The 12,231-nt window shown below is 54.0% G+C and carries 17 protein-coding genes; 6 read left to right on the top strand and 11 right to left on the bottom strand.

Annotated elements, in window-relative coordinates:
- Positions 1-27: 27 nt before the first annotated feature.
- Positions 28-624, bottom strand: a complete 597-nt coding sequence (locus FHT75_RS05120) for an NADPH-dependent FMN reductase (protein ID WP_183844950.1) — start codon at positions 622-624, stop codon at positions 28-30.
- A gap of 292 nt (positions 625-916) precedes the next feature.
- Here FHT75_RS05120 and FHT75_RS05115 point away from each other — a divergent pair, with 292 nt between their 5' ends.
- Entirely contained in the window at positions 917-1,363 is a 447-nt protein-coding gene (locus FHT75_RS05115; RefSeq protein ID WP_130828233.1) for a hypothetical protein, read from the top strand.
- An 80-nt stretch (positions 1,364-1,443) separates the two neighbouring features.
- Here FHT75_RS05115 and FHT75_RS05110 read toward each other — a convergent pair whose 3' ends face one another.
- The 4 genes from FHT75_RS05110 to FHT75_RS05095 form a co-directional block, all read right to left on the bottom strand.
- Positions 1,444-1,896 carry a hypothetical protein gene (locus tag FHT75_RS05110; protein ID WP_183844949.1) on the bottom strand — a complete coding sequence of 151 codons (453 nt, stop codon included), beginning with the start codon at positions 1,894-1,896 and terminating at the stop codon, positions 1,444-1,446.
- Positions 1,897-1,988: 92 nt separating this feature from the next.
- Positions 1,989-2,333, bottom strand: coding sequence for a hypothetical protein (locus FHT75_RS05105; protein ID WP_183844948.1), 345 nt, complete (start codon positions 2,331-2,333; stop codon positions 1,989-1,991).
- Positions 2,334-2,471: 138 nt separating this feature from the next.
- Entirely contained in the window at positions 2,472-3,011 is a 540-nt protein-coding gene (locus FHT75_RS05100; protein WP_183844947.1) for a hypothetical protein, read from the bottom strand.
- Positions 3,012-3,072: 61 nt separating this feature from the next.
- Entirely contained in the window at positions 3,073-3,870 is a 798-nt protein-coding gene (locus FHT75_RS05095) for a hypothetical protein (RefSeq protein WP_183844946.1), read from the bottom strand.
- Positions 3,871-4,534: 664 nt separating this feature from the next.
- Here FHT75_RS05095 and FHT75_RS05090 point away from each other — a divergent pair.
- A complete protein-coding gene (locus FHT75_RS05090) occupies positions 4,535-4,801 on the top strand; it encodes a DUF982 domain-containing protein (protein ID WP_183844945.1) in 267 nt (88 codons plus the stop codon).
- A gap of 373 nt (positions 4,802-5,174) precedes the next feature.
- A complete protein-coding gene (locus FHT75_RS36480; RefSeq protein WP_368411039.1) occupies positions 5,175-5,465 on the top strand; it encodes an HNH endonuclease in 291 nt (96 codons plus the stop codon).
- Between the two features lie 19 nt (positions 5,466-5,484).
- Here FHT75_RS36480 and FHT75_RS05080 read toward each other — a convergent pair whose 3' ends face one another.
- Both FHT75_RS05080 and FHT75_RS05075 read right to left on the bottom strand, forming a co-directional pair.
- Complete coding sequence (locus FHT75_RS05080) at positions 5,485-6,528, bottom strand: competence protein CoiA (protein WP_183844943.1); 1,044 nt, start codon at positions 6,526-6,528, stop codon at positions 5,485-5,487.
- Between the two features lie 51 nt (positions 6,529-6,579).
- On the bottom strand, positions 6,580-7,122 hold the full coding sequence (locus FHT75_RS05075; RefSeq protein ID WP_183844942.1) for a hypothetical protein: 543 nt from the start codon (positions 7,120-7,122) through the stop codon (positions 6,580-6,582).
- A 388-nt stretch (positions 7,123-7,510) separates the two neighbouring features.
- On the opposite strand from FHT75_RS05075, the gene FHT75_RS05070 reads away from it, so the two are divergent.
- Both FHT75_RS05070 and FHT75_RS05065 read left to right on the top strand, forming a co-directional pair.
- Positions 7,511-8,251 carry a hypothetical protein gene (locus tag FHT75_RS05070; protein WP_183844941.1) on the top strand — a complete coding sequence of 247 codons (741 nt, stop codon included), beginning with the start codon at positions 7,511-7,513 and terminating at the stop codon, positions 8,249-8,251.
- A gap of 103 nt (positions 8,252-8,354) precedes the next feature.
- Entirely contained in the window at positions 8,355-8,729 is a 375-nt protein-coding gene (locus tag FHT75_RS05065; RefSeq protein WP_183844940.1) for a hypothetical protein, read from the top strand.
- A 96-nt stretch (positions 8,730-8,825) separates the two neighbouring features.
- Here the strand turns inward: FHT75_RS05065 and FHT75_RS05060 are convergent, their stop codons facing one another.
- Positions 8,826-9,143, bottom strand: a complete 318-nt coding sequence (locus FHT75_RS05060; protein ID WP_183844939.1) for a hypothetical protein — start codon at positions 9,141-9,143, stop codon at positions 8,826-8,828.
- Between the two features lie 135 nt (positions 9,144-9,278).
- On the opposite strand from FHT75_RS05060, the gene FHT75_RS05055 reads away from it, so the two are divergent.
- Entirely contained in the window at positions 9,279-10,058 is a 780-nt protein-coding gene (locus FHT75_RS05055) for a class I SAM-dependent methyltransferase (RefSeq protein WP_183844938.1), read from the top strand.
- 167 nt (positions 10,059-10,225) lie between these two features.
- Here the strand turns inward: FHT75_RS05055 and FHT75_RS05050 are convergent, their stop codons facing one another.
- From FHT75_RS05050 to FHT75_RS05040, 3 genes are all read right to left on the bottom strand, one after another.
- Positions 10,226-10,477: a hypothetical protein gene (locus FHT75_RS05050; RefSeq protein WP_246712923.1), complete on the bottom strand. Its 252-nt coding sequence runs from the start codon at positions 10,475-10,477 to the stop codon at positions 10,226-10,228.
- Between the two features lie 158 nt (positions 10,478-10,635).
- Positions 10,636-11,409 carry an SOS response-associated peptidase family protein gene (locus FHT75_RS05045; protein WP_183844937.1) on the bottom strand — a complete coding sequence of 258 codons (774 nt, stop codon included), beginning with the start codon at positions 11,407-11,409 and terminating at the stop codon, positions 10,636-10,638.
- Between the two features lie 57 nt (positions 11,410-11,466).
- Positions 11,467-11,934 carry a hypothetical protein gene (locus FHT75_RS05040; protein ID WP_183844936.1) on the bottom strand — a complete coding sequence of 156 codons (468 nt, stop codon included), beginning with the start codon at positions 11,932-11,934 and terminating at the stop codon, positions 11,467-11,469.
- Between the last annotated feature and the right edge of the window lie 297 nt (positions 11,935-12,231).

The raw sequence follows: 12,231 nt of genomic DNA, 5'->3' as shown, positions 1-12,231 counted from the left end.
GAAAGGTGCTCTGACTACTCAATCGGGTTAAATTTCCCAATCTGACGTGTATCGCCTCGCTTTCAATAACGACGCAAGTTCCAGCTTAACTTCGAGAGTTTTCCGAAACCTCGCGGAAAGGACATCTGACATGATCCCGTCGCCCCAGTCTCGTTCCGTGGCATAGACGGCATATGGGTTGATTACGCATTTGAAGTCCAGCATCAGCGACATCGCTGTAGCTCCATACGCCATATAGCTGTGAGGTAGCCCTCCGGCACAAACGAAGGTCACAATCTGGTCAAACCATGCCGATTTCCGGCTACCTGCTCCAGTTGCGCCCGTCAATTCGATGAGGTTTTTGGCAGTGCTTCCGATGGACCAATTATAGATCGGCACGGCAAGCACAATTCCATCGGCATCTCGAACGGCCTGATGCAGTTGACTGTATGTGGGGTCGAGATAGCACGCCGAGTTGTCAAACTCAGGCAGCCGGAAATCGCGCAAATCAATGAACTGCGGAATGCACCCTTGCGCTTGCAAGAAACATTCTGCCTCGCGCCCGAGGTCTCGACTGCGGCTCTCTGGATCGAGACTGCATGATAAAATGGTGATTTTCAAAGGTGGCGGGATGCTGTTATTCATCGCGGTTCTCGCGGTTTGCGTTTCGAAAAAGCATGCAGTTGTCAGGTTTGCGACCTCAAGGGTACTTGAGGTCAAGTGCCTGAAGTTTCGTTTCCTAGATCGTCGTCGGTTCCGTCACCATTCGTATGGAAGAAGGTGCGTCTGCCGCTCGAATTGCCACTGTCGCGCGTGCCTGCGCGGTTCGGACTGGTCAAGAACGAGCTGCACAGGGACCCTTTCACAGGGACGGTCTTCGTATTCCGGTCGCGGAAGACGGATCGGTTGAATCTGATCTATTGAGGAGCACCGCAACATGTCATCTTCTGACTGGGACAACGACGAAAATCTCTTTGCCTCTCTCGCTGGCGGACAAGCCGTCATAGACTGGTTCGGCTTCTGTCCGCGTTTCCACGATGCATCTCTGGAGCGCTTGGAAATTGTAAATGGCAATGTGCTCGTGGCCATCCGGGCATTCAGGATGACCGACGAACTCGATCAGCAACGCCGCTTCATTTGCGACCGCCACGCCCTTGTTACGCTAAAAATCAGCGAAGTATCCGGCATAAGGCTGCATGGAAGCGCTGTCTCGATCATCTCTGATCTTAAAATCCGTCGACTTACCGCTGACGAGGCAGCATCAAATTGGGAGACCTGTGCCGCACCTGTCAAAGGCGACATAGAGGTTACGTTTGACACGTCGATTGGGCTTTATGGTGCGATATACTCGAAGGACTTGGCGTTTGAGCTTCAGCCAACATGAGCCAAACATGCATCGGAGCCATCATCGGGTATGGCAAACACCATCTAGCCCGGCGACCAACAAACAGCGACCCCGCCCGCTCAAAACAGCTTCAGAGATTTGACGAAGTGCTTCACCGGCGTGCACGGCAGCTGCGGCTTAAGATACGCAGTTTCCTCCTGAAAGAAATACTTCCGATTGATGACCTCTGGGACAAAGCCAAATACTCTGTACGGCCAATTCAAGAAGCTTGGCGGCCCCGCAAGCTTCATCGCGGCATGATGCACTCCAACATGGCCTGGCTCGTCTGTGAGCCCACGGCTATTGAACATATGCCGAAACGACAAATCCTCGATCTTAGTGACTGGTAGATAGACCCCGGCATTCTTTGGCTCGGCTGTTCCGATGCAGTATGGCCGCTCACCAGCCAAGGCCTCTGCTTGCGCTGCAACGAAAAAGCCATCAAAGCCAATTAGAAAAAACAGTAAAATTGCGGCAATCACACCGACAAGCACACGACCAAAAGCTCTCATGAAAATCCGCATCGAAAGCATGAACTAACAAACGTCCAAGTGCAATTAGCACAGGAACTTGAGCACCCACAACGCAGAGAACACGTCGCGGTTGTGGCAGGCACGCCGACGGATCACTGGTAGTCGGGAAACCTGACCTTCTCATCGTCGGGTGTGTCGAGCCATTTCCGGTAGACCTCGTACGTCACCGCGCCCGAGGCGATCCCCTTGATCATTCTGCGGCAAACGTCTCGGGCCGCCTCGGCAGCCGACATCGATGTGTTGCGCTCGGTCTGTGCTTTGGTCTCGGTGTCCATTTTCGCAATCCCGTCCTTGGCGCAGCCGTCAATCAGACGACTGTGCGTCTCCGGCAGTTGACGGATGATCGAGGAATAATATCCGAACGTTTCCTCGTTCCAGCCGCTCTCGTCAGCCAATGCCACGCCAGCATGTCCAAGGAGAAAGCCAAGGATCGCCACTCGGCCAGCACGCCCACACAACAGCTCATGGAGGGCTGAATTGAACAGCTGAGAAAACCTATCAGATCGCTCAGACATACGCTTCGAACTCCGATTTCCATGCAAATGAGCACCCAGACCCAAGGTAACTCTCCCACTTCAACCCCGTTGTGAGCTTTCGAAATAGCGATTTACGATATCCTTGACCTCGCTTGAACTGAATCCTGGAATCCATCTGTGCGGTATCGCAACGGTCCTTTCAAGAGGCTGCCGCTTGCGCAACTGTTCGAGTATCTCCGGATCAGCGTCCTTGCGCACGGTCAGATAGATCATCGCCCAGCGGGTCTGAGGAATATCAACGCGTTCGATCATTGACCAGGGGATGAGTTTTGGCAGTTTTTGACCAGTAATGCCGTCGGGACCGATCACCATTATAGGTTTCGTGAAGTCCACCTGCCGGGCCTTCGCTACAACAAAGACGATGATGACGAGGATCAGGATCGCGAACAACCCCTCTCCGACACCACTAGTGGGTCTGCTCATTTCGATCTGTCCAACGGCGATGAGTGACAGGTAGACGAAGAAGATTGCCATGACGCAGATGAAGCCGAAGAGTGCCCTGGTGCTTGGTCGCAATACCAGGACGGGCTGCGTAGCGCTCTGGTCGCGCTTGGCGATGGAAGAATGGCCATCTGTCATTTGGTTGAGACCAAGCATCCATGGAGGGCCGACATTACGTTCTTATCGGTGGGCGTCTCTGTCATCGGCTTCCATCTCCAAAGAACCTGGCTGGTGTAATCATGTAGCTAAAGGGCAATTCATCACGGGGGCGTGAAACCCCTGGAGGGTCGCGTGGAAAAATCTTTCTGGGCGCAACGGTGGTGTCTAGCCAGGGAAGCCGTTCTTGCAATTTGTAGGTGACACGGTCAGTCGTTATTTCTATATCGAGGCCCGTGAACTGGACCCCTGGGAAGTATCGGCCGAATTCTCCCGGCTGAATCTCAAATATCGTTTTTGGATCGGTTTCGCTCTTGAAGGAAACGATCACAGGCAATCTGCCCGATTTTGGTTTGAACGGACGACGGCCGCTTGCATCGCGTAGTGTTGCGAAGTCCGCTTCTGAGAGCGAACCAATGCTATTCTTGATACCAAAACTTGTTAGTACGCCGTCCTCGTAGACTTGAGTCAGGGTATTGTTCGGATCATGCTGGACTGGCAATATATAGGCTGTGCCTTTGCCACCAAGATCGAGAACTAACGCTTCACCATAGAGGCGTGTGGCACCACCGTTTCCAATAAGGCTGTGAGTTACCTTGGAATAGGAAATCTCCATCACCGAGGAACTTTCAACCGGCCGCCCGTCCACCGTAGCCGATGCAATAACCTTGAAACGAACAGTCGCACTCTCGCCCTGGCAAGACGCAAAAGGCAGGGCGCAAAGTGATACCAAGAGCGACCGACGCTTCATCAGCTGCCTGTTACCGGTAGGTTTTTCAGCACACTGAGGCGCACGAGGACTGGTGGTATTGGCTTTGAGATGTTCCGCTTCAAAGGGCACGGGCGTCGCACCGGCTGGCCCGGAATTTGAATGGGCTTGCATCTAGCGAGACGACCCCATGGACCGGGTCGTTTTTATATAATGAACCCAAATGGCTGCGATGAACGCGAGCATGGCAAAACAATACCAGCCTAACATCAGACCAAGCACCCATAGATGCTCGCCATCGCGAAGGAATAAAACCCCTGCAACCAGCGCAATATGAGCAAGGAGAAAGCCAATCGTAATGAAGAGCACTCAACGCAACCCTTGTTAGTAATTTGACTGTATGCAAAACAACCATTTCTTCCAAGATGGGGCTGCCTCGGGTTGCGAAACTGGTAAATGCCGAATTACGAAACGGGTCCGGTCTGCTGGACAAGGGTCGAGGATCGTTGCTCAAGAATGTCCGCGCCCCAGAAAAGACTACGCGATTGTGGTGCCGATGGTTGCATTTTGTTTGGAATCTCGTCATCTCAATGTGCTGCCGTCGTCCGACATCGCAACACAGGCCGACGGCAGCCCAGGGCGCTCCGACATGAGGTCGTAGAGCGCCCTTTCTTTGCTTGCGGCACCGTGCATCGAAGCAGCGCCATCGGTCATACGATCTTAAATTCCAATTTCAGAATACGCGCGTATATTGCCGTGGGGATTGCAATATCCGTGCCCCGAGGGGTTGAGGACCATGTGCTGGAATACATCGTCGGCATTCACGCCGGTCGGGCTAGCTCTGCGCGGTCCGGCAACACACAAGATCGTATGTACGCTCGGCGATGCGGCGCATATCCTCATCAAGGACTGGCCATCCGATGACGGCGAGGAATATGTCGCCGCCGTAAAAGCCTGCGTCGATGCAATCAGCGGGCAGATTGCTCCGGAACAATTCCGAGAAGCGCTATTGCGTGCGGCCGATGAGGCGGGCATCGCTGCTCTAACTGTCGTTCGCCGATGACAATCGGTAAGAAAACGGCTGGCTGAGATCATACCGTCGACATCTCCCCTGTTGTGGTTGACAATCTGGCTAACCCATTTACCTTGGGGTCGGGCGGAGGCAAGTGGATTTGCTTGCCTGGGGTTAAGACCCGACAGCGTTGCGCACTATATGGGCGCACGTACCGTTCAAAGACTGCGGAGTGACGCCAATAGGCGTCGTCTTGTGCGAGGAGTATCCTCCCAACTGAGGGGCGGCTCTTATAGTCGCTGCACGTCCGCTTCAGCAATGAAGCAAAGGACGTGGACTCGTGACATCAAACAGCCGAATACCAAATCTCAGATGCAAGGCCGCCGAGCGCCAGGGATGGCAATGCTACTATTGCCAGCACCCCATGTGGGAAAGCGACCCAGAGGTTTTCAAAACACGCTATTCCTTATCTTCTCGGGCAGTCCGGCACTTCCGCTGCACGGCAGAGCATCTAAAGGCTCGAAGTGATGGAGGCCGCGACATCGAGGAGAATATCGTTGCCGCCTGTCATTATTGCAACAGAACTCGTCATCGGACGAAGCGGCCGAAAGATGCAGTTTCCTATGCCAGCTTTGTTCGATCCAGGATCGGAGAAGGTCGATGGCGTCCTGTCTGGTTAAGGCATCAGAAGTCTGACGCTGAAGTGTTGCGGTAACTAAGCCAGGGTGGTCGTGCTACATGCCAAGCTCGCTGGCTGAATAAACAGCCCATTCAGGTTGATATCCCATCTCCGCTTCGATTGCCTGTTTCCAGTCGGGGGTTATCTGAATTGGAAACGAATTTACGGTTTCCTCGGAATGTCGGGCCTCGATTTCAAAAAATTCTCCGACAATGCTGTCGCATCGGTAGCACCCATTACTCATGTACTGTCGTTCCTGGGTCTTGCTGTGGCGCTTTTTCAGGCGGCCCATTTTTGAGTTCCGAGGTAGACGGCTGAATACCTCATTAAAGAGCGTTGGGTACTCACCCAATTCAGGGACCGAGAAGCTGTTCGTATGGGGACCGAACACCACGTCAACTCCCGTGACTATTTTCGTGTTCGCGCGGCATTGCCTCTTCCAGCACTCGATCTCTCCAACCCGGATATGAGCAACCGCCCTGCCCTGGGAAGGTATCCCAAATCGGAACCGGCGGCCGAATACTGCGTCCAGCAACGCCTCAACGGGCATCTCCTGAGAATAAGCCACACGGGCGGAATAGGTCCCATCGTGTTCGACAATCTGCGCGGCGGGCAGAGCTTCAGTCGTTGGAAAGCCCGGGTGCTTGAGCAGCCAAAGGCAACGAATTCCGGATTGCCGGTATCGTTCCTGCCTTCTCTTCGTTTCATCGTTGGTTTGGGATGACCATTGGATTTCGATTGCGACTTTGGCACTGTTCTTTTGCGCCAACACGTCAGCTATCCATGTTTCACCGGACGGACTAGTCCCTGCAACCTCGGTCTTCGCGTCCCATCCGTGCTGGCGTGCAACTTCGACGGCGATACGCTTCAGTCGAAGGTGAGCTTCCGTCTCCGGCGCAGTGGTGCAATCACCAACCGCTTTGTGCACGAAATGCGGCGTCCCCCGCTTTGACCTCCTTAAATTGACTTCTGCCGAACAACAGGGCATTCGAAGCGAACGGCATTTGCGGTTTTGCTCAATCAGCGCCTGCCATGCCTGCGGAGACAATTCGAAGGCATGAAGATCAACCCCGGTCTCATCAATGCATCGCAGGGACATGGCAATTTCTCGCGATTTATGGCGAATGTGCTCGTAGGCCGGTTCCCAGGGCTAATCCCTGTTCCGAAGATCAGCAGTTATCCGAGCATCATATGTCCCCAACGGAGCAAGTTCGGTGTAACGTACCCGATCTGATGGCAGAACCGGAATCGATCTGCGGTGCCGTATTAGTGAAACTTCTCCAAAATAAGCCGAATAACTGCTCTCCTGGGGACGCATCGGAACCGCGATCCACGCCGGGCAGGCATTCTGTTGTTGCGCCAACCCGTCAACGGCCTCCCAGATAATCGCGGTTATTTCACTCTCGGACTTGCCTTCGGCTTGTAAAGCTCGGACCGCGGTGTTGTTGAATTTCACGGCGTTGTAGCACGGGTTCAATTTTCCATTCGCCTGGAACTCATTTCGAGATTTAACGGAAATAAGGTACCGTCGCCCTGATAGTTCGGCGATCAAGTCGGCGAAGGGAAAATTGATTGCCCGATTTAAATTCTGCACGTCTTTAAACCCGGCCGCCTTCAAACGTTCTTCCGCCAACGTTTCCCCCAACCGCCCCATTTTTGATATTCTTTCTACATGCAATATCGATGGCCCCACGCACATCTCCCGCACAGCATGAAAACAAATTGCGAAATAAATTATTAATGCAAATTTACATTGTATTTAAAAATTACTCAATAAAAAATAGATATTACATGCGCCGCAATGTTGCTTTGCCAGACGATACATGGATCACCAAGAGCTTCCCGGCAATGACACCTGAAAGAACACCCAGCCTACCATGACCAACCAATGAGCGGTTGCTGCCGCTGGGGACGGCTGCGGTTCGCGCGGTTCGGAAGGTTTCAAGATCGTGCGTATGCTCGACCTCTGAACGATTAGCATGGTGAACACTATCCCAACCGTTCTCCTAAATGTGAAGATTTCGCTTTTTTAATAGCTTAATTCACTCGCGTTATGTTTGCGTGGAATAGGAGAGCGCCCCATGCCGCGCAGACAGTTTGCCAGCTACGCCAGCGTACTCACAGTGGCGATGATCGCATTTATCCTTGGCTTCCCATTTCTGCTGTTTGCTCTCGCACGCGCGATCCACTGTGCTCCGGATACCTGTGGAGCGGTTGGGCTCGTTTTCGGGTTATATGGTCGGATGCTCGGTGTCCTCATATACGGCATCGCAATGCTGACCGTCATATCTGCTCGCTGCAGACGCGCTGGATTGAGTTCTTGGTGGGTTGTGGCATCGCTTTTCTGGCTGCTTGCCGCTCGCGACGTTCTGATGGCAGGTCTGAATTTTTGGGCCGTGGGCTTTTCGTTGGGAATCCTATCGTTCCAATGGCCGATAACGCTGATCTTCTTCTTTGCCTTCGTTGCCTTCCTCTCGTTCTGCAAAGGCTCCGACGAGAATGGAAGTGAACCACCGCGAAGGAGCTGGAAGATGGCCCAGGTGAGCGCGGCATTATCTGCGATCATCTGTGTCGTCATGTGCATCCCGCTTTTTGTGACACTTGCGTGGATTGGCGGACTTAGGCTGATCAGCCCGCTGAGCGTTATTATGTTTCCCCAACATTATCTCTACGTCCGCATCGGGACGCACTTCATCACCCTCACGACCGCGCTCTGGTTGCTCCTGTTGGTCTTTGCGGGCGCATTGATCCACATCCTTGTTTCGCAACGTCGTGAAAATCTCGAAGTGCCTCCTACGAGATTTTCGCGCCCGGTTTCGTAGCCGGGGCGACGAGGCTTCGGTGACGCACTCCACTGACGGCTCCTCGTTTCAGCTTGCTGCTCTCCCGCTGCAGTTGGAAATGACAAATATTTGAGGTTCCTGAATGCAACGTCTCTCTTTGCTAATCCTTTTCCGCGATGGCCTTCACGATTTGAACGATCTGGAGACGGCGCTAACCCGGTACAGCGAACCTCTTCGGCAGGTTGCTCCCGACCACTTGAAATTCGGGACTCCGACACTCGATGTTGAATTGAGCAGCGAGAGCCATGTTCTCATTGAATCCCAAGAGATTGCGGAATTTTTCCCTCACAAAGACAGCAGCGAAATTGAACGCTGCAATCAGCGTATCGAACTGTCATGGGATATGAAGAATGACCCCGGCCTGATGACAAACCTTGTCCTTTTTGTGCAGCCCGAGGTAAGTCGTCTTGTCGGGAAATGTTGGATGTTTGACCCTCAAGCGGGCGTTTGGTTTTAATTGCTCCGCAGCGCAATGAGGAAGCAACTTTCTACGCCCTGATGTGACCGGCCCGCCTCGGACCAACGTAGCTGCCGCAAATCGCAGGGCGGGCGGCTACAATGCGGTTGGTCCGGCCGTGTTTGTGTTGTCGTCAAACCAGATTTCATCGAGATCGATTGGCGAAACCTGCTTGTCGACAACCTTGCCTTGAATGTCGCGCTTTTCGCGGAACAAGCGGATCACATAGACCGAAGGACCAAAGTCCGGGCCGATATCACGGAATTTCTCGTTCGCGCGGTCAACGCCTAGCCAAAATACAGCGCGGCGATCATCACTCAGGCAACGGAGATCAAACTCCATCGAAAAGCCCGTTCGGTTCGACTTATCAATTAGCCAGCGGGCCAGACGAGAGTCGACGATTGAAATTGCCAACCCTATTTGCTCCAGGGCTCCTGCGTGAAACCTCTTTCGCACTCACGATCTCGCGGGGGAAGGTTTTGAGACATTGTAAAATGCGGTCCTTCATTGGAATTTATGGTATCTCACCATGGCCAGATGGGGCTATTCATGGAACAGCGCTTTACATTCGATCAGGTCGCGAGCGTATACAAGGCCTCACGCCCCGACTATCCCGAAGCTCTCATCGACGATATTGTCTCGTACGCTAAGCTGAAACCAAACGACACCGTTCTCGAAGTCGGCTTCGGAACGGGTCAGGCAACGAAGAGTTTCGCGACCCGGGATTTGCAGATTCTTGCCCTTGATCCTGGACCAGAAATGGTCCGCACTGCACGTCAGACCTTGGCGAATTTTACCAACGTTGAACTCGTCGAGGCGACATTCGAGGCGTGGCCTGTCAGCAAGGCCGTCTTCCAGCTGATTATTGCGGCACAGTCGTGGCACTGGGTTTCCCCGGAAGTGCGGTTCGCAAAAGCCGCCGAAGTGCTTTCGCCAAATGGATCATTAGCAGTCTTTGGACATGTCCCCGTAGGACTACCCACATCCTTACTTGAACAGTTCAAAGGAATATTCCTGCGTCACACAGGTGCCTGGGGAACACCACCTGAAGCGGCGTACCTGCCGAGTGGTCCATTCGAAGGCTGGTTTGACGAGTCGAAATTGTTCGGTCCAGTTGAGCATCGGAGCTATTCGTGGATGAGGCAGCACACAACATCGAGCTATATAAATTTTCTACGCACGCGATCAGATGTTCGGATGCTCACTCCAGCAGTATGCGAAGAATTGCTCGCCGAAACTGCGAAAGCGATAGACGGTCAAGGGGGAGAGTTCGAGGTAGACTACGAAACCCATCTTTACATTGCCCGTCGCGTTGATCACGTCTCCTAGACGCTGTTCCGTTCAGTCGAGACTAACGATTCCTGCCATTGATCGAGTAATCCCGTTTTGCTCGGCGGATCGTAACATCGCGCCAACTCAACGTTTGCGGTCGCGCTCAACATCTACGCCGCCTCTCCGCCCTCTTCTCGAATGCCGGGAAACGCCTGCTTCTTGAATCACCGTCGTGACATCAGGCGAAAGCGCCTGAACGCAGCCGCCAGGCAGAGATGTGCCCAAATGAGGCCATTGCAGAAAAAGAAAAGGACGAACAGATAAAATAGCGCCGGTTGTTCAGCAGCCTTGAGTACGCCGGATTGTTTGCCGTGCACCTCTCCCTGAGCCAGCCACACGAACGGTACGATTACAGGCAGAGGACTAAATAGCATCAGGCCGATAATCACCAACCACGCACTAAAGCGCTCAACCATGCCCCTGAATCTGTTTGCGCCCGGCAGGGCCGTCCACTTTGACACTGTTTTCTGTCGCTGGGTCATAGTTTGGATAATAGAACGCGCAGCCATATGCACCAAATGACTGCAAAAGGCAGCAGCCACCTAGACCGTGCATATCTCGAAGCGAGCATCGCTTAGAGAAGCGTTGGCTGGGACACCGGCTCCCCGGACGTCGTCACGATGGTCGAACCATAGGGCTCTCGTGATGTCACCACGATCTGGTCGTTTGGAAGCGGCCGGGCGAGCGCCTTCGCCTCCTCCCAGGGTGCACGCATCCATACATCCACCTCTTCCCGCGTCAGCAAGAGGACCGGCATCGCCTTCTGATGGATCGGCTTGACGATGTCGTTGGGATCGGTCGTCAAGAAGGCGTAGAGATCGTCTGTGGTCAGGCCATCTTTGACTTTCCGGACGCTTTGCCACTGCGGGACGTGCACGCCCGCGAAGAACATCAGCGGCTTGCTTTCGTCACGGGCGAACCAGGCGTTCGGTGTGCTGCCGCCCTCCTGCTTGCTGGCGGGGTCGGGCTCGGCGAAACTGGTCACCGGCACGACGCAACGGCTCTGGACACCGAACCATTTCTTCCAATGCGGTAGATTGAGATTCCGGATGTTTGTGGTGCCCTTATCGGGCTCCATGCGGATGAGCAACTCCATATCGACCGGCTTGCCCTTCTGCCGCAATTTCTCACCCCGGGCTTCAGCCGCCTGCTTGATCGCGAAAAACGGCGATGGCAATCCCCACCGCGCATGCACAAGCTGCTTGCGGCCATCAGCAGTGTTGCGAACGATTGGCCCCCATTGGTCGGGGTTCATTTGATAGGCGGGCATCAGGTTGATGAGGCTCTCGGCATCCTGAGCCCATTTGCTGACCCAGTCCTTGTCTTCCATGCGGTAGAGATTGCACATTGATCGCAACGACCTCCCTTTCCCGTTGCGGACAGCCTATGCATTTCGGACAGGACGTCAAACACTCCGCCGAGAGCCCGTGTCGTCACCGCTGATATCGTCCTTCGGAAGGAACTGACCTTCGTGCGCCCATTCAGCCTCAGCCTCTTCCAATTCCTCCGAGGAAAAGTGGTAGATGACGAGCTTATCCAGCACATCGTCCACGTCGCGAGCCATTCCGAGCAGGTCCATCGTCTTGCCCATATGGCCGCGCTCGCCGAACCTATCGAAGCACATACCAGAGACCATATCGTGAAGGTCGAGGACCTTCTTCGTCGTCTCCGGCGAGAGATATGGTTCGTCTCCAAAATCGAGCGCATCGGATACGTCTCGCGCTCGACGGGACAGAGCTTCCGATTGAGACCTCGAACCATCTTCCGCGAAAACGTCGTAGCACTGTCGGCCAACGTGCTCCGCGTAAACCGCGATCTTCATGACATCGCCGGGGGAGATATTCTGATCATTTCTGTACAAAATCGTAGGCATGCCAAATCCTCCACGCCGGAATGGGAATATCAGGTTGCCGCAAGAATGTTCCTATTTTGTTCTTTTCGACAAAGGAGTCAAGGGCGCTTTCTCAGGATAGATAGCGCTGCTTCGAGGTCGGAGTTGGCAGCAAGCATGAGCGCGTGATTGTCAGCCAACTCGATGATCGTTGTGAGGACCTCATCCGTCCGCCACCCCGCAGCAACGGCGCGGTCGACGAGAGCAGCGAAATCCAAATGGAGCGCGTCCTGGCATCGGAGGAAGCGATCAGGATCGTCGTTTGGCGAATCCGGCGGG

It is taken from the genome of Rhizobium sp. BK112 (assembly GCF_014193215.1).
In the GTDB taxonomy this organism is placed as follows: Bacteria; Pseudomonadota; Alphaproteobacteria; order Rhizobiales; family Rhizobiaceae; genus Rhizobium; species Rhizobium anhuiense.
The sequence above is the reverse complement of the archived record's forward strand: the minus strand, read 5'-3'. Positions and strand labels throughout refer to the sequence as shown.